This window comes from Enterococcus caccae ATCC BAA-1240 (assembly GCF_000407145.1).
Classification (GTDB): Bacteria; Bacillota; Bacilli; order Lactobacillales; family Enterococcaceae; genus Enterococcus_L; species Enterococcus_L caccae.
Genome location: NZ_KE136472.1, coordinates 1,064,432 through 1,087,036, shown reverse-complemented (window position 1 = coordinate 1,087,036; position 22,605 = coordinate 1,064,432). Strand labels below are relative to the sequence as shown.

At 34.3% G+C, this 22,605-nt stretch carries 28 protein-coding genes and 1 riboswitch; of the genes, 19 read left to right on the top strand and 9 right to left on the bottom strand.

Features of this window, described 5'->3' with window-relative positions; genetic code table 11:
• Positions 1-3 precede the first annotated feature (3 nt).
• Complete coding sequence (gene ffh / locus I580_RS04885) at positions 4-1,422, top strand: signal recognition particle protein (RefSeq protein ID WP_010772415.1); 1,419 nt, start codon at positions 4-6, stop codon at positions 1,420-1,422.
• A gap of 280 nt (positions 1,423-1,702) precedes the next feature.
• On the opposite strand, the gene I580_RS04880 is transcribed toward ffh, so the two are convergent.
• Genes I580_RS04880 through I580_RS04870 form a run of 3 tightly spaced genes read right to left on the bottom strand, consistent with a single transcriptional unit; the run spans position 1,703 to position 4,151 of the window.
• Positions 1,703-2,872 carry an ABC-2 family transporter permease gene (locus I580_RS04880; protein ID WP_010772416.1) on the bottom strand — a complete coding sequence of 390 codons (1,170 nt, stop codon included), beginning with the start codon at positions 2,870-2,872 and terminating at the stop codon, positions 1,703-1,705.
• Complete coding sequence (locus tag I580_RS04875; RefSeq protein ID WP_010772417.1) at positions 2,869-3,768, bottom strand: ATP-binding cassette domain-containing protein; 900 nt, start codon at positions 3,766-3,768, stop codon at positions 2,869-2,871. The genes I580_RS04880 and I580_RS04875 overlap by 4 nt, the downstream gene beginning before the upstream one ends.
• A gap of 2 nt (positions 3,769-3,770) precedes the next feature.
• Entirely contained in the window at positions 3,771-4,151 is a 381-nt protein-coding gene (locus tag I580_RS04870) for a GntR family transcriptional regulator (RefSeq protein WP_010772418.1), read from the bottom strand.
• 140 nt (positions 4,152-4,291) lie between these two features.
• On the opposite strand from I580_RS04870, the gene I580_RS04865 reads away from it, so the two are divergent.
• Positions 4,292-4,852 (top strand): DNA-3-methyladenine glycosylase I, encoded by a 561-nt coding sequence (locus I580_RS04865; RefSeq protein ID WP_010772419.1) that lies wholly within the window; start codon positions 4,292-4,294, stop codon positions 4,850-4,852.
• 55 nt (positions 4,853-4,907) lie between these two features.
• Here the strand turns inward: I580_RS04865 and I580_RS04860 are convergent, their stop codons facing one another.
• Positions 4,908-5,459, bottom strand: coding sequence for an NADPH-dependent FMN reductase (locus I580_RS04860; RefSeq protein WP_010772420.1), 552 nt, complete (start codon positions 5,457-5,459; stop codon positions 4,908-4,910).
• 250 nt (positions 5,460-5,709) lie between these two features.
• On the opposite strand from I580_RS04860, the gene I580_RS16905 reads away from it, so the two are divergent.
• The 5 genes from I580_RS16905 (at position 5,710) to I580_RS04840 (ending at position 8,546) form a co-directional block, all read left to right on the top strand.
• A complete protein-coding gene (locus tag I580_RS16905; protein WP_155855919.1) occupies positions 5,710-5,868 on the top strand; it encodes a hypothetical protein in 159 nt (52 codons plus the stop codon).
• A gap of 415 nt (positions 5,869-6,283) precedes the next feature.
• The gene (locus I580_RS04855; RefSeq protein ID WP_010772421.1) at positions 6,284-7,120 is read left to right on the top strand and encodes a GNAT family N-acetyltransferase; all 837 of its coding nucleotides are present in this window, start codon (positions 6,284-6,286) and stop codon (positions 7,118-7,120) included.
• Positions 7,121-7,356: 236 nt separating this feature from the next.
• Positions 7,357-7,632 carry a 30S ribosomal protein S16 gene (gene rpsP / locus I580_RS04850; protein ID WP_010761445.1) on the top strand — a complete coding sequence of 92 codons (276 nt, stop codon included), beginning with the start codon at positions 7,357-7,359 and terminating at the stop codon, positions 7,630-7,632.
• Positions 7,633-7,643: 11 nt separating this feature from the next.
• Positions 7,644-7,889, top strand: a complete 246-nt coding sequence (locus I580_RS04845; protein ID WP_010772422.1) for a KH domain-containing protein — start codon at positions 7,644-7,646, stop codon at positions 7,887-7,889.
• Positions 7,890-8,000: 111 nt separating this feature from the next.
• The gene (locus I580_RS04840; protein WP_010772423.1) at positions 8,001-8,546 is read left to right on the top strand and encodes a TIGR01440 family protein; all 546 of its coding nucleotides are present in this window, start codon (positions 8,001-8,003) and stop codon (positions 8,544-8,546) included.
• 61 nt (positions 8,547-8,607) lie between these two features.
• Here I580_RS04840 and I580_RS04835 read toward each other — a convergent pair whose 3' ends face one another.
• Positions 8,608-8,946 carry a hypothetical protein gene (locus I580_RS04835; protein WP_010772424.1) on the bottom strand — a complete coding sequence of 113 codons (339 nt, stop codon included), beginning with the start codon at positions 8,944-8,946 and terminating at the stop codon, positions 8,608-8,610.
• Positions 8,924-10,252: a DUF1576 domain-containing protein gene (locus I580_RS04830; RefSeq protein WP_010772425.1), complete on the bottom strand. Its 1,329-nt coding sequence runs from the start codon at positions 10,250-10,252 to the stop codon at positions 8,924-8,926. The genes I580_RS04835 and I580_RS04830 overlap by 23 nt, the downstream gene beginning before the upstream one ends.
• A gap of 241 nt (positions 10,253-10,493) precedes the next feature.
• Here I580_RS04830 and I580_RS04825 point away from each other — a divergent pair, with 241 nt between their 5' ends.
• Together I580_RS04825 and I580_RS17440 are read left to right on the top strand one after the other, a co-directional pair.
• Positions 10,494-11,048 (top strand): TetR/AcrR family transcriptional regulator, encoded by a 555-nt coding sequence (locus I580_RS04825; RefSeq protein WP_010772426.1) that lies wholly within the window; start codon positions 10,494-10,496, stop codon positions 11,046-11,048.
• A gap of 340 nt (positions 11,049-11,388) precedes the next feature.
• The gene (locus I580_RS17440; RefSeq protein ID WP_390621151.1) at positions 11,389-11,568 is read left to right on the top strand and encodes a YxeA family protein; all 180 of its coding nucleotides are present in this window, start codon (positions 11,389-11,391) and stop codon (positions 11,566-11,568) included.
• 134 nt (positions 11,569-11,702) lie between these two features.
• Here I580_RS17440 and I580_RS04815 read toward each other — a convergent pair whose 3' ends face one another.
• The 3 genes from I580_RS04815 to I580_RS04805 all read right to left on the bottom strand — a co-directional run bounded on the left by I580_RS04815 (position 11,703) and on the right by I580_RS04805 (position 13,352).
• Complete coding sequence (locus tag I580_RS04815) at positions 11,703-11,918, bottom strand: hypothetical protein (RefSeq protein WP_010772427.1); 216 nt, start codon at positions 11,916-11,918, stop codon at positions 11,703-11,705.
• 88 nt (positions 11,919-12,006) lie between these two features.
• Positions 12,007-12,528, bottom strand: coding sequence for a P-loop NTPase family protein (locus tag I580_RS04810; protein WP_010772428.1), 522 nt, complete (start codon positions 12,526-12,528; stop codon positions 12,007-12,009).
• Positions 12,529-12,587: 59 nt separating this feature from the next.
• The gene (locus I580_RS04805) at positions 12,588-13,352 is read right to left on the bottom strand and encodes a peptidylprolyl isomerase (protein ID WP_010772429.1); all 765 of its coding nucleotides are present in this window, start codon (positions 13,350-13,352) and stop codon (positions 12,588-12,590) included.
• Between the two features lie 177 nt (positions 13,353-13,529).
• Here I580_RS04805 and I580_RS04800 point away from each other — a divergent pair, with 177 nt between their 5' ends.
• The 10 genes from I580_RS04800 to I580_RS04755 all read left to right on the top strand — a co-directional run bounded on the left by I580_RS04800 (position 13,530) and on the right by I580_RS04755 (position 22,178).
• On the top strand, positions 13,530-14,624 hold the full coding sequence (locus tag I580_RS04800) for a DUF871 domain-containing protein (RefSeq protein ID WP_010772430.1): 1,095 nt from the start codon (positions 13,530-13,532) through the stop codon (positions 14,622-14,624).
• 117 nt (positions 14,625-14,741) lie between these two features.
• Entirely contained in the window at positions 14,742-15,371 is a 630-nt protein-coding gene (locus I580_RS04795) for an NUDIX hydrolase N-terminal domain-containing protein (protein ID WP_010772431.1), read from the top strand.
• Between the two features lie 117 nt (positions 15,372-15,488).
• Positions 15,489-16,421 (top strand): alpha/beta hydrolase, encoded by a 933-nt coding sequence (locus tag I580_RS04790; protein ID WP_010772432.1) that lies wholly within the window; start codon positions 15,489-15,491, stop codon positions 16,419-16,421.
• Between the two features lie 161 nt (positions 16,422-16,582).
• Complete coding sequence (gene xerD / locus I580_RS04785; protein WP_010772433.1) at positions 16,583-17,473, top strand: site-specific tyrosine recombinase XerD; 891 nt, start codon at positions 16,583-16,585, stop codon at positions 17,471-17,473.
• A 31-nt stretch (positions 17,474-17,504) separates the two neighbouring features.
• Positions 17,505-17,867, top strand: a complete 363-nt coding sequence (locus I580_RS04780; RefSeq protein ID WP_010772434.1) for a GNAT family N-acetyltransferase — start codon at positions 17,505-17,507, stop codon at positions 17,865-17,867.
• Between the two features lie 44 nt (positions 17,868-17,911).
• Positions 17,912-18,691, top strand: coding sequence for a segregation/condensation protein A (locus I580_RS04775; protein ID WP_010772435.1), 780 nt, complete (start codon positions 17,912-17,914; stop codon positions 18,689-18,691).
• Positions 18,688-19,305 (top strand): SMC-Scp complex subunit ScpB, encoded by a 618-nt coding sequence (gene scpB, locus I580_RS04770; RefSeq protein ID WP_010772436.1) that lies wholly within the window; start codon positions 18,688-18,690, stop codon positions 19,303-19,305. Before I580_RS04775 ends, scpB begins: the two co-directional genes overlap by 4 nt.
• The gene (locus I580_RS04765) at positions 19,306-20,022 is read left to right on the top strand and encodes a pseudouridine synthase (RefSeq protein ID WP_010772437.1); all 717 of its coding nucleotides are present in this window, start codon (positions 19,306-19,308) and stop codon (positions 20,020-20,022) included. It abuts the gene before it with no gap.
• A 135-nt stretch (positions 20,023-20,157) separates the two neighbouring features.
• Positions 20,158-20,282, top strand: a riboswitch (FMN riboswitch).
• A gap of 428 nt (positions 20,283-20,710) precedes the next feature.
• A complete protein-coding gene (locus I580_RS04760) occupies positions 20,711-21,319 on the top strand; it encodes an ECF transporter S component (protein WP_010772438.1) in 609 nt (202 codons plus the stop codon).
• Positions 21,320-21,452: 133 nt separating this feature from the next.
• Positions 21,453-22,178 (top strand): alpha/beta hydrolase, encoded by a 726-nt coding sequence (locus tag I580_RS04755; RefSeq protein WP_010772439.1) that lies wholly within the window; start codon positions 21,453-21,455, stop codon positions 22,176-22,178.
• The last annotated feature ends 427 nt before the right edge of the window (positions 22,179-22,605 follow it).

Genomic DNA, 22,605 nt, shown 5'->3' with positions numbered 1-22,605 from the left:
ATTATGGCTTTTGAAAGTTTAACAGATCGCCTACAACAGGCAATGAGCAAATTACGTCGTAAAGGAAAAGTATCAGAAGCTGACGTAAAAGAAATGATGAGAGAAATTCGTTTGGCATTATTAGAAGCCGACGTAAATTTACAAGTAGTCAAAGATTTTACAAAACGTGTACGCGAACGTGCAGTTGGTGTGGAAGTTCTTGAAAGTTTGTCACCAGCGCAACAAATCGTTAAAATCGTTGATGAAGAATTAACGGCTACACTTGGAACAGAAACCGTTGGCTTGAACAAGTCAGAACGCATTCCAACTGTAATCATGATGGTTGGGTTACAAGGTGCTGGTAAAACAACTTTTGGCGGTAAGTTGGCAAATCACTTAATCAAGACTGAAAATGCACGCCCATTGATGATTGCGGCCGATGTCTATCGTCCAGCTGCGATCGATCAGTTAAAGGTATTAGGACAACAATTAGATGTTCCTGTTTTCGATATGGGAACTGAAACTAGTCCTGTTGAAATCGTTCGGCAAGGGATGGAGCGAGCAAAAGAGAAGAAAAATGATTACGTGTTGATTGATACGGCAGGTCGTCTGCATATTGATGAAACGCTGATGGATGAGTTAAAGCAAATCAAAGAAATCGCTCAACCCGATGATATCTTGCTTGTTGTTGATGCGATGACTGGACAAGATGCTGTTAATGTTGCTGATAGTTTTAATCAGCAATTAGGAATCTCCGGGGTTGTCATCACGAAACTTGATGGAGACACACGTGGCGGTGCTGCGCTTTCTATTCGTTCTGTAACGGGCGCACCAATTAAATTTATTGGTTCTGGTGAAAAACTAACAGATTTAGAAATATTCCATCCAGATCGTATGTCCAGCCGTATTTTAGGTATGGGGGACATGCTGACCCTGATTGAAAAAGCCCAACAAGATTATGATGAGAAAAAAGCCGAAGAACTTGCAGTAAAAATGAAGGAAAATAGCTTTGATTTTAATGATTTTATTGAGCAACTCGATCAAGTCATGGGGATGGGACCAATTGAAGATCTACTGAAAATGATTCCTGGTATGAATAATATGCCTGGGTTAGAAAATGTAAAAGTCGATCCAAAAGATGTAGCTCGTAAAAAAGCAATGGTACTTTCAATGACACCAGCTGAAAGAGAAAATCCAGATTTGTTAAATCCAAGTCGCCGTCGCCGAATCGCTGCTGGTTCGGGAAATAATGTGGTCGAAGTTAACCGTATGATCAAACAATTCAAAGAATCAAAAAAAATGATGCAGCAAATGTCTAAAGGAAATATGGATATTCCAGGTATGGATCAAATGCTTGGTGGCGGTATTAAGGGCAAACTCGGTAAAATGGCTATGAACCGTATGGTGAAGAAAAACAAGAAGAAGAAAAAGAAGAAAAAATAATATAAAAAATACCCCAAAAAAATTGTATTTTTCATATACAACTTTTGGGGCATATCAGAAGTGTTTCATCCCGAGAACCAAGTAGGTACTGTGCAACAATATTTATCTGCGACGAGCCTTTAGCGAGAAAGCATCAATTCGTGCCTCGTTGTGTGTCACAGTAATTTCAACTTATTTCCGAAGGGAGTGCTTCTGTTTCAACCGTTTATCCAGATTACACGAGAGTGGGATATGACTCGAAGAGTTATATCTCACTCACTTTTTTACTAGTAATGTAAAACTAGGACTTCACATTGCTAGTATTGTTCATTTGTTTTGCTCGATTGATCAACTCATGGATTTCTTTTTTTAAAACAAGATAACTTCCAATCAAAGCAGTGATTATGCCATAAATTAATAAACTAGGAATTGGAGAAGCGCCGGTTTCATAATTATAATATCCATGGCTGAATACAAGCACAAGTGGAACATAAATTGTCATGGCGATAATGACTGGTATTTTAAGTGTATCAAACAGTAAATATTTTCCTTTGTTCTCCAGCGTAAGGGTAGAGAACAAATAGGAACCTGAAACAAACAAAAGCAGGGAAACGATAACTGCCAGAGTGATAGGAAGTGCAGAGATAGGCTCTTTTGTTACAGTATATACAAAAAATTTATTTGTTATAAAGTAATCTGATGTTGTCTTGGTAAAATAATACCAAGCATTGACAACTGCTGTAATGAAAAATTCGAACGATATACAAAAACCAAATACTGTAAGGGGACCTAAAATTATATTACCTGTCACTAAACCAATAAACGCCGCAATAAAGAAATAAAACATGTACGTCGTCCAACTAGCTAAAACATTTGCTACTAATTCCATTATGCTAATATTGACATATTCAGCTGGAATACCCGTTGTAATAATGCTGACAAATAGTATTTTACCTAAAAGTAAGCTAGTTAATATAGGGACTGAAATCAGAGCAAACTTTGAAAAATAAATCCTACGTTTGGAAACACCTAATGAAAAAAGAAACTCATTGAATGAAGTTTTCAAATCAACAAAAAACATAAAGAAGCCAATTGCTACAATAATCGCGAGCAGAAGAAGTGGGTTCTCATTGAAATAGATCGTAAAGTAGGGATTATAGTTTTTAGGATCAGTAATTAATTTTCCAGAGTCATCATAGGCATTTGTTTGATAAAATAAACTCAATCCTTCTTCTTCATTTAATTTTTTACGTTCATTGAGTGATAAGCCTTGATATCTTGGGTCATCATGCTCTGAAATTTTTTCCAAATCTTTCGTATATTGCTCGGAGTTGTAATACTTCTCTGTAGTCTTCCAATGATTAACATCATTGATACCATTATAGCCGTAGAACAATATAATTGAGAGACTCGTAATAACTAATACAAGCCCATAGCGTTTTTTTAAAATCGTCATTAATTGTTTATTCATACAGATTCTCCTTGTAAACAGTCGTTCGATTCATCGTGAGCTAAATTTACTTCAAACACATCTTCTAATGTTAAAGGCAGTTCTTCGAATAAAATAGGTTGTTCAGCTTGAATAGCTTTCTTTAGTTCATCTGTATAATGTTCAAAAATCGCTGTGACAACACGTCCTTGAAAATGAAGCAAACGGCTGTTTTCTTTAATCAGTTGTGGAACTTTTTTTGTTTTAAAAACCATTTGGATTTTACGTGCATTTTCTCTTAATACTTCTAAATGATAATCAAATTGAATCTGATTTTTCTTTAGAATCAATGCACGATCAATAATACTTTCTAACTCATTTAAATTATGCGAAGAGATGATGATCGAGCGATGATTTTCGCTGACATCATCTAAAAGAATACCTAAAACATTTTTTTTGACAATAAGGTCTAACCCATCCAAAGGTTCATCTAAGAAAAGATATTCAGCATTTGAACAGATCGCTAAAATCATTTTGTAAAGACCCTGCATGCCTTTTGACATTGAACGATATTTGAAACTAGGATTTAGATTATTTTTCTTAGTTAAACTTAAATACTTTTCTTTATTAAAACCTGCATAGGCATTTTGATAGAAGACGAGCAATTTATTTAGAGTATAATTTGAAAGAAAATTGTATTGTTCATCAATATAAAAGATTTTTTGTTTGAGTATCTTATTTGACTGAATATCCTCTTGGTCGATAAAAATTTTTCCATGATCTAGCTCATAATGACCAGCAATCGATCGAAAGAATGTGGTTTTACCAGAACCGTTTCGACCGATCAAGCCAGTGATTTCTCCTGGATTCAACGTTAAATTAATGTCATTTAGAATTACTCGTTGATCAATATTTTTTACCAAACTTTCTATTTTCATATTTATTCTCCTTTCAAGTGTTGATAACTGTCATCCAACCATTGACTTATTTCTTTTTTTTGAACGTTTAAGTAATGAGCTTCAATAACTAAGTCATTAAATTTTTTTTGGATTTTTTGAATCTGGTATTCATCTCGAAGTTCTGTATCGATTTTTTTGACATAGGTTCCTTTACCTTTTACTGTGACGATAACTTCTTGTGCTTCTAGTAGTTTATAGGCTTTACTGACTGTATTAGGGTTCATCATAAGTTGACGAGCCATTTCTCTAACGGAAGGAAGACGGTCACCAGATTGCCACAGTCCGCTTAGAATGTCTTCTTTGATTCCTAACATTAATTGTTCATAGTAAGGTTTGCTACTTGTTTTATTGATAGAAACCATAATTATCTCCTTTCTAAAAAATCCGTTTGGTGTGTACTAGTATACATAGTACAGTTTGTTTTGTAAACATTTTTTTTGATAGTTTGCTAAAATAAAAGGAGGGATACATCAATAAAAAGTCAGTTGCTGGAGGGGAAAAAATGAAGACGCGTTGCTCGTGGGCACAAAAAAATGAAAAGATGAAATACTATCATGATACAGTTTGGGGAGTCCCAGTATACGATGACCAGCGCTTGTTTCGAAAATTGGTTTTAGATATCAATCAAGCAGGATTAAGTTGGCAAATAATTTTGGATAAAGAAGACAGCTTTGATGAAGCGTTTGACCATTTCAATATAAAAAAGATAGCGAATTATGATGAACGGAAAATTCAGGAATTAATGCACAATCCGAATATCATCCGCAATCGCAGAAAGATCGAAGCTACAATTTTTAATGCGAAAAGAGTACTAGAAATTCAAAAGGAGCTTGGTTCGTTTTCAAATTATTTATGGGGATTTAATAATCACAAAGTCTTGAAAAACTCTTATCAAAGTAAAAAACAAATTCCAAGTACGAATGAGTTGTCTGATCGAATAACTAAAGATTTAAAAAAAAGAGGGTTTAAGTTTGTTGGCAGTAAGATCATTTATGCTTTTATAGAGGCTACAGGGCTAATCAATGACCATGCGACAACTTGTTTTCGCTATGAAGAAATATAAAAAAAGTCTAACCCAATCCTACATTTTAATAGGGGGTTAGACTATTTGATATAAATCAACGATTCTTTTCTAAAAACACAAGATAAGAATCTATAATTATTTTGAAAAAGTTCATCGTATTCTCGGCAATCGTTTCATCTTCATTAATCAAATTGGCAATATTTCCAATGTAAGCTTCAGGTTGCTGAAGAGTTGGGACGTTAAGAAAAACCAAGGATTGACGTAAATGATGATTTGCACCAAAAGCACTTAAAGCGCCAGGAGATACACTGACGACTAAGCCTGGTTTACCATCCCAAACATTTTGACCGTAAGGCCGAGAACCAACATCTAACGCGTTTTTCAAAACAGCAGGAACAGAGCGATTATATTCTGGTGTGACAAAAACTAGACCTGATAGTTGTTTTACTTCATCTCTAAATTTAGTCCAAGCAACAGGAGGTACTCCTTCATCATCTAAATCTTGGTTATACATGGGTAAGTCTTGTAAATCAATAAAAATAGGTTCATATTCTTCTGGGAATAAACTAGAAAGAGCAACTGCTACTTTTTTACTATAAGAATCTTTCCTTAAACTTCCTACAAAAAATCCGATTTTCTTTTTCATCACGTATTCCTCCATTCAATAAATAACAATTGTAATTTAATTTTAAAACTAAAAATAATTTTTTGCAAGAAAACTGGACTGTTATCCTCGTAAAATGTTATGAGCAAATCAATGTTCGGTAAGAAGGAGCCCTTATATAACAAATGACAGTAAAACGTTTAAAAAATTGAGAGATAACAGTATGGGGAATGGTAAATGATTTGTTAAAATCAGTATATTCTTATTTATTTTCTTGCTGATGATTATGATTATGGCTATTTCTATGAAAGCAGATGTACAAGAGCGTATTTTTAGTACAATGAAACCTCACTTGGCCTCAACTACAGAAAATAGTGAGATTCAATCTATTAGCAGTTCAAAAGATACCGACCGCTCAGCAGAAGCTACGGAAGAAAGGAGCCTTGAATAACAATCCGTTCCATCCAATGTCGCAAAGGCACAAGAGGATACGGTTCTGAATTATTGACGAATCTGAGTATTACTGATATCGCGAATAATCCGATTCATCTATTGAGTAAAAATTGAAAACGGCAAGAGCCAATCTAATCGAAGTGACGATACCAAATGAAACAAGTGAGTCTGTATTATCTAGTAAAATTATCAGTATAGAAACAACAAATCCAACTCAAAGCAGCGACAGATTGAATAGCAACTTTCATAATAAAACTGATTGCAATTAGCAAATTGTGTTAAAAACAGGTAAAAGGCGTTCAACTAGTTTGATCATACGTGGTATATTCTTGCTGTCTTTGCCTTCGGGATAGTGGCAAACACCTTGTCTTTCTATCAAGCACCTTATATAATTGATTTAAAAAGGAGAGCAGATGACACTAAAGCCAATTATAAAAAAAGAATTATGTGCAAAAGAAGTTGAAGCCGTCAAAAGGTTAAAAGAAAAAAATCAGTTACGGTATAATATTGAATACAAATTAGATTTAGGTTTTTTTAAAGAGTCTCATGAAAAGGTAAGCCACTTACTTTGTTGGGATACAGACAAATTAGTCGGTTATGTAGCAATGAGTAGTTTCAATCTGGAAGAACTTGAAGTGACAATTATTACAAAGCATGATAGAGCAATTCTTGATCAAATCAATAGAATACTTATAGAATATACAAAAGAGCAAAACATTCAAACTACTTTATGGATTATTGATCGCAAGGATAACTTTTCTATATCGTATGTTAAAGAAATGAACAGGTATAAATATCGTTTTTCGGAATATGCAATGACGTTAGCTATTGATAAATTTATGCCAATGCCATCTGAAATTAGCTTACAACCTGCAAGGGAAAAAGACACTAAAGCAATAGCTAGTCTTGAGAATGGAGAATTCACAGAAAAACAAGAAGTTTTAAACAAGGAAGATTTAAAAAAGACACTTGTTCTAAAAGAAAAAGAAAATGTAATTGCAAGTATTAGAATAGAAAAAGAAGGCAACTCATACGGAATCTACGGTTTTGTAGTAAGAGCAGATTTTCGAGGACAGGGCTTGGGAAGAAAAATTCTTAGCCAGATTATTCAACAATTATTGGAGAAACAAGCCAAAAAAATTTATTTAGAAGTTGAATCTACGAACAATATAGCTCATCATCTTTATCAATCAATAGGATTTGTAGAACAAACCTTGTTTGACTATTATGCTTATGAAATAAGCGAATAATATAAAAAAGCCATGAACAGTGAAGAATTTTCTCTTGCTATTCACGGCTTTTTTGATAAGCAACTGTTGATTGCCCCTGCCAAGGTAGCTTAATTATACCATATAGCTAACTAAAAATAGCTAATATTATTGTCAGAAAGGTTTTTTTAAGGTGTCAAGAAAAAACTCTTTACAGCTTGCTGGAAATCTGGTAAACTAACATTTGTGATTAAGTTAATGGAGGTGTAATATATAAAATGTCAGTAAAAATCCGTTTAAAACGCATGGGTTCTAAAAAGAGTCCTTTTTACCGTATTGTAGTCGCAGATTCTCGTTCTCCTCGTGATGGACGTTTCATCGAAACTGTTGGAACATACAATCCTTTAAAAGATCCTGCAGAAGTAGTTTTAAAAGAAGATTTAGTTTTAGACTGGTTGTCTAAAGGCGCTCAGCCTTCAGATACAGTTCGTAACATCCTTTCAAAAGAAGGCGTTATGAAAAAACACCACGAAGCTAAACTTGAAAAGAAATAAGGTGACTAATTATGACAGATGTGAAAGAGTTAGTCTTAACTATCGTTCGTCCATTAGTCAGTCAACCTGAGATGGTTAAGTTGGAAGTAGAAGAATCTGATGTTTTTCTAGAGTACAATTTGACTGTGTCGCCTGAAGATATTGGCCGTATCATTGGTAAGCAAGGTCGTGTTGCGAAAGCAATTCGGACGATTGTCTACAGTGTACGTGTGGATGGACCTAAAAAAGTTCGTTTAAATATCGTAGATGGTAAATAATGCAAAATGAAGCACCCAAATTTTTGGGTGTTTTTTTGTTTTGACCAATTGAGAGATATTCGTGATAATAGAATCATAGAGAGTAAAAAATAAATGAATGGAGTGATAAGTATGAGTGAGGAAAGAAATTATCAAGAACAATTGACACAAGGACTTGTGGAATATTTTAAACAGGTAAACTTAGAAAGTGGGGATATTTTTGTTCTTGGCTGTAGCAGTAGTGAAATCAATGGTGGGATGATTGGTAAAAATTCCAGCTTAGAAATTGGCCAACAGGTTGTGCAAACAGTTCATGAGTTTGTAAGAAAAAAAGACCTCTATTTGGCAGTACAAGGGTGTGAACATATTAATCGCTCTTTAGTTGTTGAGAAAAAAATTGCTAAACAGCATCAATTGGAAATCGTTTCAGTTGTACCAGCGCTCCATGCAGGAGGAGCAGCAGCTGTAGCTGCGTTTGAACTTTTCTCAAATCCAGTCGTTGTGGAAAAAATTGTGGCACAAGGTGGAATTGATATTGGAGATACTTCGATTGGCATGCACATACAGCATGTTCAAGTTCCAGTTCGTACCTCAATTAAAGAGATTGGTGCGGCACACACCACTTATTTACGTACAAGACCTAAATTAATTGGGGGAGTTCGTGCTATTTATGAATAAAAAAGATGAGGAGCAACCTTGTATTTGGTAGGGGTGCTCTTCATCTTTTTTAGTATGGTAATTATTTTTTTCTAAATACGTTGATTTCAAAGATAGGTGCGTCGAAACTAATTTCTGCTTCGTCGATCATCAAGCCAAGTAAGTGATAATCCTCTTCCTCATGATGAGTAATCCCTAGTAATTCATCATAATAACATTCAATACTTAGATCTCTAGGTGTGTTTAGTAATTCTAATAAATGTAAGACATTGTTGGGTTCTTCCTCTGTTTTTCCCTGAATCTTAATAGAGAAACCCTCAGGTGTAAAGTTCATATCAATATGGATTTCTTCAATATCATTTGAAAAAAAGTAAGTTAATAACTCGTCTACAATTCTCTTAGCTTTGTCTCTTTCTTGCATGTTGTTTCACCTTTCTGATCTGTAAAATATTATCAAGTAATGGTACCATGACTGCTGCTACAAAACCAGTAGAAAATCCATTATTATAAAGATTTAATCCACCGTGTAGATAGCTGACATTCGTGACTAATGACATATGTAAAAATCCAGCAATTAATCCAAAGGTGATGCCATAAAATCCAGCAATTGGTGCCAAACCAGTACCAAAAATCCCAGCGAGAACAACAGTTGTTTGATCGACTTCAAATACAGAAGAAAATTGAGCGGTCAAAAAGACGCTCACTAATAATGGAAGGCTGTTGAGCAGATGATTACCAAAAGCACTGAAGCCAACAGCTGATAAAATAGCGCCAACAATTGGTCCATTAAGAGTAGAATGGCTAATTTGTGTATAACCAACCAGTAATAACCCCATCAGTGCCATATTCATCATAGTCGCTCCGATTCCTGCAATAGAGATGAAATCAGTAATTAATTTCCCAGATGTTTTACTGATGTCTCTTAATCCTTTTAATGAAAAGTGATTGACTATAAAGCCTACAAAAAATAGTAATAGAAATAAAAATAGTAAGAAAAAAAGCAGTTTTGTATGATAAGCAGTTGAAACTAAGTTTTTACCTTCGATTTTCCAGTCAAACATTCTTAAAATCCCTGTAAACATCATGGCGATAAGCCCGGAAGTAAACCCAACATTATACAAAGAAAAGCCTTGATGAAATGTAAGTATGTGGGAAGCTAAAGGAGGCAAAATCAAGCCAATAAAAATTCCGACGAGACAACCTAAAGGAATCGATTCTATCAAGGGTAAAGAGAGCCCGAAAGTGAGATAACTAATAATAGGTGAGAGCGCACTACCAAATAAACTAACGACGATAAATTGGGAAAAAGGCTTTTTCACGATTTTTGCATAGCAAAGCCCACCAATAATGATTGGAATCGAATTATACAAATTTTTTCCGAAAAAAGAACAGCCAGATACAGTGAATAATGCTGCAATCATTGGTCCGTTAATTGGAATTTTTTCTTTTTTAGCAAGGAGGACACTGATCAGAGTAAGGAGGCCGCTATTTACAAAGGCACTACCAAATGTCCCGAGTTCAATATAATCCGTTAGTAAATTGCTAGGTGATGTCAAAATACGTACCATTCCTCCCCATAAGGTGGAGAATGGCTCACTTAAAAATCCAATACTAATAAAAATAAAACAATAAACAATCAAAAAATAGTAGCTTCTATTTTTCTGATCCTGATCTGGATGCTTTTTATCCGTATGTAAAAAAAGTGTTTGGCTATAGTTTTTAGCCATAAGAAATACCTCCGTTATTTATCAATAACTTAACTATAGCGTGTCTACTGTTCATTGGTCAATAATATTTTAGAAAAGTCAAACAAATTATCATGTTTTTTGGATATTTCCATAATTGTTGAGAAAAAGAACGACAAAAAAAGTGTAAAATAAAAGAATAAAAAATAAAAATGATAAATCGACAATATTGTTATCTAGATATATGAACCTGTGAATTTTCAAAATATAGGAGTGATTGTTTTTGGTTAGAAAAAAAATATATAAAAAACAACACATTTTAGCAGCTGCTCAAAATTTATTGATAGAAAAAAGTTTTTCAGCTATAACAGCTAGGAATGTGGCTGAGTATATGGGAATTTCAACGCAACCAATTTATCTGGAATTTAAGAATATGGAAGAGTTGAAATTATCTCTATTGAAAAAAACGCATGAGTATCTGGAAAGAGAATATTTTTCTCAATTACCAACAACAAGTAGTGTTGCAAATTTTGGTATCAATTACATTAATTTAGCAAAAGCTAATAGGAAATTATACATATCTTTATATGTAGACCAGCATTCATATGGCAACGAACTACGTCAGCTATCGTTTGACTCTTTTAGGAAAAATATTAAAAATGAAGTGAACTATGTGGATAAAGGAGAGAAAGAACTAGAAAATTTGCATTTGAATTTGTGGATAGTGGCAATTGGAATGGCTTCATTGAGTATTTCTGGGATGTTAGATACAACCGAAGAAAACCTTATCTCAGTATTTGAGCGAGTTGAGAGAAATTACAATATGGATGTAATTTGAGCTTTAAGTATCGTTATTTTTCGGTCGCTAATATAAAGAGAGTCTGAGAGTATACTAGGCTAAAAGTCTGAAGTAGAGTTCGCATATATGGCGGATCTAATTTCATGATTTTATTGCTAAACTAAATTTATCAAATGAAATTTGGTGGTAATAGTGTGAAAGTAATCAAAACACTCATTACACTAGCTATACTTGGAGGCGTTTTTCTTTTTGGTGTAAAGATTTATACGCAAAACCAGTCAGATGAACTTTCTGGCACGATTGATTAATTTAATCCTTTAGTTGGTAAGGGGGTAGTGTACGTTAAAACAAAAAAAGCCAACAGCATCAATCACTACGCATTGCTACTTATAAACAAGAAACAGTTGATAAAGAGGGGAAGAAAAAAGAATTAACTTTTACAGCGGATCATGAATTAAAAATAGATCGATATTTAAAGATTGATAATAAAGGCGTTCATGTTGAAACGTATCAAGAGTTTCCAGAAGATGAGGTTCCCCAAAAGGACTACAACAAATGAATAGATAAAAAGACTGCAATCGTACTATAATCCTGACTAGAAAAGTTGAACAAAAAATGAGCGATAGATGTGTTTATTTTGTTCAGCTGTAGTTTTGATTATGTTCGCGCAGTCTTTTTTTGTAATCAATTTGTTCAAATAGCCTGAGGTATAAAGTCAATTGTACATAAATCATTATGATGAAAATGGATAGTTGCTTGAATTTTACCATCCTCAATCAATTTTTGTGCAGTGTCTTTTACGTCTTCTTGGTCAAATTGCTGAAAATTGATCACGTTTGCTACAAAATGAGGAGATTTCCGATTGGAAGCCTCAAGTATGAGCGTTTCGATTTGTGGATTAAACGTCACGTGCTTTCACCTCTTTCCTTAACAGTACCACTTTATCTTAAAAATGGATAGTAATTCGTTGATATATGAGGATATGAAAAGAAATTTTCTATGTTTTTTCTTTTACCAAATAGTGCTTGGAAGATAGATAGGCGTTTTTACTTTTTACGATAAGTAGTTTTTCGGGAGAACATTTAATTAATTTTTGTAATTCAAACACATTCTTCTTCTCGAAATGATGGTTCCATCTAAACATCATTTTTAATAAGTGGATTGTAGGTTTATAATGAGCCTTTTCTTGTTTTGTAATTTGTTTGATAAAGCGATGAAGAATGCGATAAATACGGATGTGATAAGGAGGGAGCAACAAAAAAAGAATATCTGCAGCCTCTAAAGCTGGTTTGATCCAATCTTTTGTCGTTGTCCCTTCGATGATCCAACATTCTTCTGTTAAAATTTCTTGTAGTTGTTGTATGGATTCTTCAACAGGATATGGCTGGTCTCCTGCTGGTAGGCGATTCCAAATGAGATTGTCTAATTCATAATAAGGAATCTTCTTTTCAGCAGATAGTTGTTTGGCAAATGTTGTTTTTCCACTACCGACAGGACCTGCAATCATTATTTTTTTCATATTTAACCTCCAATTTGAAAGAAAAAAGAATGGCGATGTATCACCATTCTTTTACGTGTTTATTTTTTTGCTTCTTGTAAAATGTTTATTTTCTCAATTCTGACTTCTTTAACAGGTACACTTTTTTCGCCGCCAGATTCATTCGTTTTTGTTTCAGTATTACCAATTTTGTTCACAACATCCATCCCTTTGATCACTTGACCAAATACTGAATAGTTAAAATCTAAGTTCGGTGTACCGCCTTTTTTATAAGCATCTATCATTTTTTCTGGATACTCATCTTTGAGAAGACCATCCGATACATTTTCTTCATTTTGGACAATGTAGAATTGACTTCCTTGTGTTTTATCTGTCACAGGTCCGCCAGTACGCGCCATTGCTAAGGCACCATTTAAGTGATAAAGATTAGGTGAAATTTCAGGAGCAAATTCTTCATTCCAAATACTTTCACCGCCAGTACCATCGCCTTTAGGATCACCACTTTGAATCATAAAATCTTTAACGATACGATGGAAAGTTACGTTGTTATAATAACCATCTTTTGCATGCGTCATAAAATTTTCAACTGCTTTGGGTGCGTATTTGGGAAATAGTTTAATTTCAATTGAGCCTTCAGTCGTGACCAATTCAACTAAATCTTCCTCTTCACTAACTTTATCAGAGAGCTGTGGTAAATCCAACGAATTTAAATCGACAGATTCAGATGTTTTTGTTTCGTTTACAGAAGAATCTGCTGTTTTTTTCTCATTTTTAGGTCCACATGCTGCAAATAATACTAATGAAGTTACCAGAGCTGTTGCAGCAATGAATTTTTTTGTTTTCATAAAGTTAAGTCTTCCTTTCAAAAATAGTTACACTTTATCATAACAAATCCTCTTTATAACTGCTAGTCTAAATGGAAAAATTTTAAGATTTGTAAAAGGTGTAGACCACTTTTCCTTGTTCTGCTATAATGAAAATGGATACATTATAATCAATACAAATCTTAGGAGGCAGTAATAATGGGAAAATTAGGTATTTCTATTTATCCAGAACGTTCAACTTTTGAAAAGGACAAAGCGTATCTAGACTTAGCTCATAAATACGGTTTTAAACGCGTTTTCACTAGCTTGCTTCAAATTACAGAAGATAAAGAAAAGGTATTAGCAGAATTTAAAAAAGTCGTTGATTATGCCAATAGCCTTGGAATGGAAGTTATGGTTGACATTAATCCTGCCTTATTTGAACAATTAGAAATCTCTTATGATGATTTATCATTTTTTGATGAAATGGGTGCATATGGTGTACGATTAGATGTTGGGTTTACTGGCGCTGAAGAAGCAAGAATGACGCGTAACCCGTATGGTATAAAAATAGAAATCAATATGAGCTCAGGAACGAACTATGTAGACAATATCATGAGCTATTCACCAAATACGGATAACTTATTAGGTTCGCATAATTTTTATCCACATCGCTATTCTGGATTAGGGTATGATCATTTTGTTTACTGTTCTAAGAAATTTAGAAAATACAATTTAAATACAATGGCATTTGTCAATTCACATGATGCAACATTTGGACCTTGGCCAACACAAGATGGTTTATGTTCATTAGAAGACCATCGTGATTTGGAAATCGCAACACAAGTGAAGCATTTAGTATTAACGGGCTTAATTGACGATATTTTAGTTGGAAATGCTTACGCATCAGAAGCCGAGCTTAAAGCAATGGCTGATGCCTTCAATGCAGAATACCCATCCGTGAAAGTAGATGTTGCAAAAGATATCACAGACGATGAGAGAGAAGTGTTATTTACTAGTCTTCATAGCTATCGTGGTGACCGTTCAGAGTATATTTTACGCTCTACTATGACGAGAATCCATTTTAAAGATAGAGACTTCCCAGCTCATAATACAAAAGATATGACAAAAGGGGATGTATTGATCGATAATGTTGGGTATGGTCAGTATAAAGGTGAAACTCAAATTGCATTAAAAGAAATGAAAAACGATGGTCGAGTGAATGTCGTAGGACGTATTTCTGAAGATGAGTTATTCTTGTTAGATTTTTTGAAACCGTGGTCTAGTTTTAAATTGATTGAAAATAAAGATTAAATGAATCATGGGATTAGGTGGAAGAACCGAAAACTTTCATTTAATCTCTTTTTTTCTTAAGATTTTTCCTAAAAACGCCAAAACAGTGACTAACTAAAAAGAGACGAGGTGAATAGAATGGAAAAAGAATTAAATATATTATTAGCGAAACTTCAAGGAATTGCACAAACAGGGAAAAAATATGGAAAAGATATCTTTGATCAAGAACGTTATGAAGAACTTTCACAAGTAACAAAGCAACTAATGAGTATACTTTACCCTGAGCTATCCACTCATGAGTTAACGATTCTGGTAGATCAAGATGAAGGCTATGCGACACCTAAAGTAGATATTCGTGCAGTTGTCTTCAATTCTTCAGGAAAATTATTACTTGTAAAAGAAAACAGTGATAATCGCTGGTCTTTACCTGGTGGGTGGGCTGATATTGGCTATTCACCAAAAGAAGTTGCCGAGAAAGAAACGTTAGAAGAAGCCGGATTAGTGGTTAAAGCCAAGAGAGTAATTGCTGTATTAGATAAATCAAAGCATGACTTTCCACCAGCATTGACTTATGTGTATAAGTTCTTTATTCGATGTGAATCCCAGAATGAAAAAGTGAAAATAGGTGTTGAGACCAACGATGTTGGTTACTTTTCACTAAAAGATATTTATTCGCTAGCGCTCTCTAAAGAACGAAATATTATTGACAATTTCGAAATGATTTTTGCTGATTATCAAAATGATAAAACTATCATGATTTGTGATTAATATTGCGAAAATTCCAATAAAACATTATACTATTTAAGGATTTGAAAAAATGAGTATCGTCGTTTATTCGAGTAAACAATATATTAAGAGTGATACTTTTAAATGGGGAGTAATTGGATGAATCGCATAATGAAAGTTTTGATAGCAGTAGTTGTGTTCGTTGTAATCATATTAACGGGAGCAGGATTGTATTTCTATAATTACGCAGTTGTTCCGTCACAAAAAGATTTTTTAGCAGCAGGCACACCAGGGACGGATGTCGAAGTGAAGACACCTCAAGAGAAATGGTTTAAAGATAAAAATAACCGTTCTTATTGGGAGATAACTTCCAAAGATGGATTAACGTTAAAAGCAATTTATTTACCTGCAGAAGAAAACACAAATAAAAATGTTATTATGGCCCATGGTTATATGGGAAGTGCTGAAACAATGGCTAGTTTTGCTAAAATGTACCATGATTGGGGCTACAATGTTTTAGTACCTGACGCACGAGGACATGGTGAGAGCGAAGGCGATTACATTGGTTTTGGTTGGCCAGAAAGAAAAGATTATCTTCAATGGGTCGACAAAGTAATCGCTCAAAATGGTAAAAATACTCAAATTACGTTATATGGTATTAGTATGGGTGGTGCAACGGTTATGATGACTAGTGGTGAAAAATTACCAGAAAATGTTAAAGCAATCGTTGAAGATTGCGGTTATTCTACTGTAAATGAGGAATTGGCGTATCAGTTAAAAGATATGTTTAATTTACCAGCCTTTCCATTAGTGCCGGTTACAAGTTTAATTACGAAGATTCGTGCGGGGTATTACTTCGGAGAAGCAAGTTCAGTAGCACAATTAAAGAAAAATAAGGTTCCAATGTTATTTATTCATGGTGATGCAGATAAATTTGTCCCATTTGGAATGTTAGATGAAGTATATGACGCAACAGATGCACCAAAAGAAAAATTTGTTGTAAAAGGTGCTGCACATGCTAAAGCTTATACAGTCGATCCAGATGGATACAAAGCGAAAGTGGCTAGCTTTTTAACTAAATATGTAGACTAATGATTATCGTCATACAGCGTAATTAGCTGGTGACGATTTTTTAAGACCGCTAAGGTTGGGTACTTAAAAAAAGAGTCTCTTTAATTAACATTATTACTGATTTTACTATACATTTGCTAGAATTCTTTGATATGATAATAAAAAGAAATGAGGTAAAATAGATGGAAGAACAAATGATTGACTATCTGCATTACTTACAAATAGAGCGTGGACTTTCTCTCAATACAAGGAAAAGCTATGAAAGAGATTTACATAAATATTTGAATTTTCTGAAAAGACAAAAGATTGATTCTTGGCAGCTGATAGACCGATACATAATCATGGAGTATTTACAAACGTTGTATAATGAGAATAACTCATCTGCAACGATTATCAGAATGATTTCAAGTCTAAGAGGGTTTCATCAATTTTTGAGACAAGAACGATTTACTGATCATGATCCTATGCAACATATCGATTCACCTAAAAAAGCTCAAAAATTACCGAATACCTTGTCCATTGAAGAAGTCACATCATTGATTGAAACGCCTGATACAACGAAACCCTTAGGAATAAGAAACCGAACGATCTTAGAAGTCATGTATGCAACAGGTTTACGTGTGAGTGAATTGGTCGATTTGAAAATTGGCGATCTACATCTATCGATTGGATTACTACAGACTATTGGTAAAGGGGATAAAGAACGAATCATTCCGTTAGGCGATTATGCTATTCAGTGGATTGAAAAATATCTTGAAGAAGCACGTCCTGTTTTAATAAAAAGAAACCAAAATGAAACGCATTTGTTTGTGAATAACCATGGGAGACCATTGTCACGACAAGGTGTATGGAAAAATCTGAAACAAATCGTTCAAGAAGCGGGGATCAATAAAACTATAACCCCTCACACCTTACGTCATAGTTTTGCCACGCACCTTTTGGAAAATGGTGCTGATCTAAGGATTGTTCAAGAGCTTTTAGGGCATGCAGATATTTCTACGACGCAAATCTATACCCACATTACCAAACAAAGGATGGCAGATGTATACAAGCAACACTTTCCAAGAGCGTAACTCATGATAAATAATGAAAGAAGGTGAGATCATGTTAAACTATTATCGAAAAGAGCAACGCAAGATTGCGATGGGTCTATTAAGTTTCCATCAAAAGTTAACGGAATATCACTCGCTTCTAAAAGAAATTGATATGTATGAAACAGATAGCAATTTACATTTGTTATTTTGGACACCAGATGGAGAGCAAAATATTCAAGGAATTGTCGGAATTGAGGTAGAAACATCTGAAGCGATGATTTTACATGATATATCGATCAATCCTTCTTTTAGAGGTGAAAAGCTGGGGTTTGACTTGCTAAATGAAGTGGAGAAACTATACCCAGATACAAAAATTTATGGCACGCTAGCTACCTCTCCCTATTTATCTAAGTGGAAAGAACACAACACTTGAATTTTATGGTAAACTAAAGAGCTGAAAAAGAAAGTTGGATGATCGTGCAAGAAATTAATGTGAAATTGGATGTATTTGAAGGCCCTTTGGATCTTTTGTTACATTTAATCCAAAAATTGGAAATCGACATTTACGATATTCCAATTGCTGCTGTAACTGAGCAGTATATGAATTATATTCATACAATGAAAACATTGGAATTAGAAATTGCTGGAGAATATTTAGTGATGGCAGCAACATTGATGGCGATCAAAAGTAAGATGCTCTTACCAAAACAAGAATTGGAAATGATCGAAGATGATGAAGTTCTTGATGGTGACGATCCACGTGATGCTTTGGTTGCTCAATTATTAGAATATCGTAAATTTAAATATGCGGCAGGTCTTTTGCATGAGAAAGAATCAGAAAGAAGTCTTTATTATACGAAGGAACCAATGGATATTGATGAATATAAAGAAGACAATCCTTTATTAGAGCCTAATCAATTGAATACGATAGATTTATTTTTAGCATTTCATGCGATGTTAGAAAAAAAGAGAAGTCGACAACCAGTTGAAACGACCGTTACTGGAGATGATGTATCGATTGAAGAAAAAATTGCCACAATTTCTCAAAAAATGTGTCAAATTGATCGGAATACACCAATAAATTTTGAATCTTTTTTTACTTCATATTCTAAACAAGAAGTTGTTACGACTTTTATGGCTTTATTGGAATTGATGAAAAAAGGAGTAATCCACGTAGAACAAGAGGACAATTATAGTACTATTTTATTATATAATACATCTGAAGAGATGGAAGCAAGTACGGAGGAAACAGAGTGACCACAGTTAGTCAAGTTGAAGCGATTCTATTTGTTGTTGGTGAAGAAGGAATTGGGTTAGAAGAATTATCTTATTTATTAGGTTTATCAACTGCCAAAACCTATGAAGCACTGACCGCTTTAAAAGAACGCTATGAAACAGATAAACAAACAGCATTAAATATTTTGGAAGTTGGTAATCACTTTATATTATCTACTAAAAAATCATTTGCACCATTACTAAAAAAATATGCCCAATCCCCTATTTCGAATGCCTTATCTCAAGCAGCTCTTGAAACGCTGTCGATTGTGGCATATAAGCAACCAATTTCAAGAGTGGAAGTAGATGAAATTAGAGGAGTTCAGTCAGCTGGGTCGATGCAAAAATTAGTTGCACGGCAATTGATTGAAGAAAAAGGAAGAGTCGATGGCCCAGGTCGCGCTATTTTGTATGGAACAACGGCTTATTTCATGGATTATTTTGGTTTAAGATCTCTAGAAGAACTACCTGATATTCAGCAAATGGAAGAAGAAATCGCTGAAGAGTTACCTTTAGATCTCTTTTTCGATCGTTACAAAGAATTAAATGAAGAAGAAACGACTATCAACACAAGCGAATCGGAGGAAGAAAACTAAATGGAAAGACTTCAAAAAGTTATTGCACATGCAGGGATTGCATCTCGCAGAAAAGCAGAAGAGTATATCGTCAACGGACGAGTAAAAGTCAATGGGAAAATCATTCGAGAATTAGGAACACAAGTTGGTAAAAATGACAAAGTTGAAGTAGATGATGTGCCAATTTATAAAGAAGAGTATGGTTATTATCTTTTTTACAAACCAAAAGGGGTTATCTCTGCCGTTTCTGATGATAAGGGTAGAAAAGTTGTAACGGATTTTTTCTCTCACATCAAAGAACGGATTTATCCTGTCGGTAGACTAGATTATGATACTTCAGGATTGTTACTATTGACAAATGATGGTGAATTCTCTCAAAAACTAACTCATCCAAGCCATGAAATTGATAAAGTTTATGTGGCGAAAGTAAAAGGATTAGCTAAAAAGCATGATTTACTTCCATTAACTAAAGGAATGAAAATTGAAGGATATAAAACAGCACCAGCTGCGTTTGAGATCATATCTGTTGATCTCAAAACCAATACAAGTATAGTCGAATTAACAATTCACGAAGGACGTAACCATCAAGTAAAAAAAATGCTTCAAGCAGTAGGTTATCCTGTTCAGAAGCTAAAAAGAGAAAAATATGGTGATTTGACGTTGAAAGGGCTACGACCTGGCGAGTACCGAACCTTAAATAAAAAAGAAATTAGTGTTTTAATGAATCAATCAAAATAATTTAATCAATCAAAATCGAGATATGACCTAAAGGGGACTATCTCGATTTTTTTGTTTATGTAAATGTGAAGAACCTAACTATTGCTTTTTTAGAATATCGATGTATAATGAGAATGTACAAAAAAATTAATAAAGGTTCGTCTTCAGGGGCAGGGTGAAATTCCCGACCGGTGGTTATAGTCCACGACCTACTTCATTTGAAGTGGCTGAATTGGTGAAATTCCAATACCGACAGTAAAGTCTGGATAAAGAAGATAGGGCTTATTTGAATTGGCATTTTTCAGATAAGATAACTCTACTCTATTTTCCCTGCAGGAAAATAGAGTTTTTGCTGTGACTCACTACACTTCATTTCAATTTCTAAGAGCTAAAGTTTTAATAATTGAAGGACAGAGTAGAGAATGAAACGTATTTGATGTGCAAAGCAAGAGAGGTTACTTTCGTACTGAAACACCATACTTAATCAAAAACTAATTATGAGTGAATTTCTTTTTTAACGAAATAACGTAGTATGCGCAATGGCTCTTAAGCAGCGACCAATCACTAAGGTTATAACATAGGGAATGGTTTCTTAGATTACCAAATCGGTTTACCAGTCAATACCTCATTGTAAATGAAGAGTAGTCACTGAAAAAAGTCAATTTAGAAAAGTTCGTTTGAAGATGGGTCCTTAACAGGAGGATTTCATATGCGAAACAACAAGGTACAAAAAATGGTAAGTGTAGCAATGTTAGCAGCAATCGGTGTGGTGTTACAATTCGTGGCGTTTCCAATCATACCATCGTTAAGTTTTTTGAAAATCGATTTTAGCGACATCCCAGTAATGATCAGTATGTTTTTATTCGGTCCTTTAGCTGGAATCAGTACGGCTTTTATACGATCTGTACTACATCTATTCACAACAGGGGCGTCACCACAGAATTTAGTGGGAGATGCGACTAGTTTCTTTGCAACAACAGTTTTTACTTTACCGATGTATTATTTCTTTAAACGAGGAAGTAGCAAACGTTCAAATAAAATCTTAGGTATTTCTACAGGAATAATCGCTTTAACGGTTTTCATGGGGGTTGCAAATTACTTTGTGATTACGCCGCTATATTTAAAATTATTTGGTGTATCAGCGGGGCAATTTTTAGGAATGTCTTTAGCAAAATACGTTACAATCGGGATTATTCCATTCAACTTGATCAAAGGTGCAATGGTGAGTGCGGTATTCTTAGTCTTGCATGCAAAACTTTTGCCATGGTTGTCAAAAAAGCAATACCAATTGGGTACTAAAAAAACAATAACAAAGTAAAATATTGATATAAATTAAGAAACATAGAGTAGAACAGTGTTGTTTTGCTCTATGTTTTTTTTCTCGTCAAGACAAAAAAATCTAATTAAAGGAAAATTTCTGATAAAATAGATAAGAAGTGGAGGGAAGTAAAGTGAAAAAATGGCAAAAACGACTACTTTGGATTGTCGGAGTTATCGTAACCTTAGTTATAGTAGGTTTATTTTATATAAAAACGATCACCTATACACCGACAACAAATGCTATAGCAGCATCGCAAAAAGCAATAGATGAAAAGGGCGGACTCGTTTTTAAAGGTGACACAGAGAAACCAACACTTATTTTTTATCAAGGAGCGTTAGTCGAAAATACTAGTTACAGCATTTGGGCTGAAAAAGTAGCACAAGCTGGTTTTTCAGTTTATCTTGTAAAACAACCTTTAAATTTAGCTGTTTTTGGACAAAACAAAGCAGAACAAGTCATTCGTGCGAACCATCTAACGAATTATGTGATTGGCGGGCATTCATTAGGTGGAGTCATGGCTAGTCGATTTGCGGCCGAACAAGTGAACACAACGTCATTAAAAGGTGTATTTTTCTTAGCTAGCTATCCTGACGAAAAAGGTAGCCTTTCAAACTTTAAAGGGCAAGTTTTATCATTAACGGGTTCTGTCGATGGTGTTTTGAATTGGCAGGCGTATAAACAAGCCAAACAGTATCTTCCTGAACAAACAATTTTTCAAGAAATCACGGGCGGGAATCATGCTGGATTTGGTAGCTATGGTGAGCAAAAAGGAGACAATCCTGCTTTGATAAATAATGATGAACAACAAGAAGACGTCGCTCGCCAACTGATTGATTGGCTGAACAAAGTTAATTAAAAAAACAGAGAACAAAGAAAAAATGTATAGAAAGCTAGGCACAAAATCTGACTAAAGGGTGGTAAAAAAAAGTGGCTGCCAGATTACACTTTTGGAAATCACGACGAATGAAATGATTCGATGATACACAAAGCAAGATGTCTGAAAGGCACCTTGCTTCATTTATTTTCTGCATGCTAAAACACCTGGATTTGATGACCTCAGAAACAAGCCGAAATGTTTTGGAAACACTGGGAATACAAGGAACGCAAGTTGCGCAATACCAGCTCAGTCACAACATTTGAAGAACACTAAGTAGGGAGCAATTAGCATCAGTTCTCAAGCTCACTGTGATACTTGGCAATTTTCGTGAATACCTTCTTTGTTTCTCGGAACTAGTGACTTTTTCCCTAAGCTCTCTCTTTTTTATGAATCAATGAATTTTAGC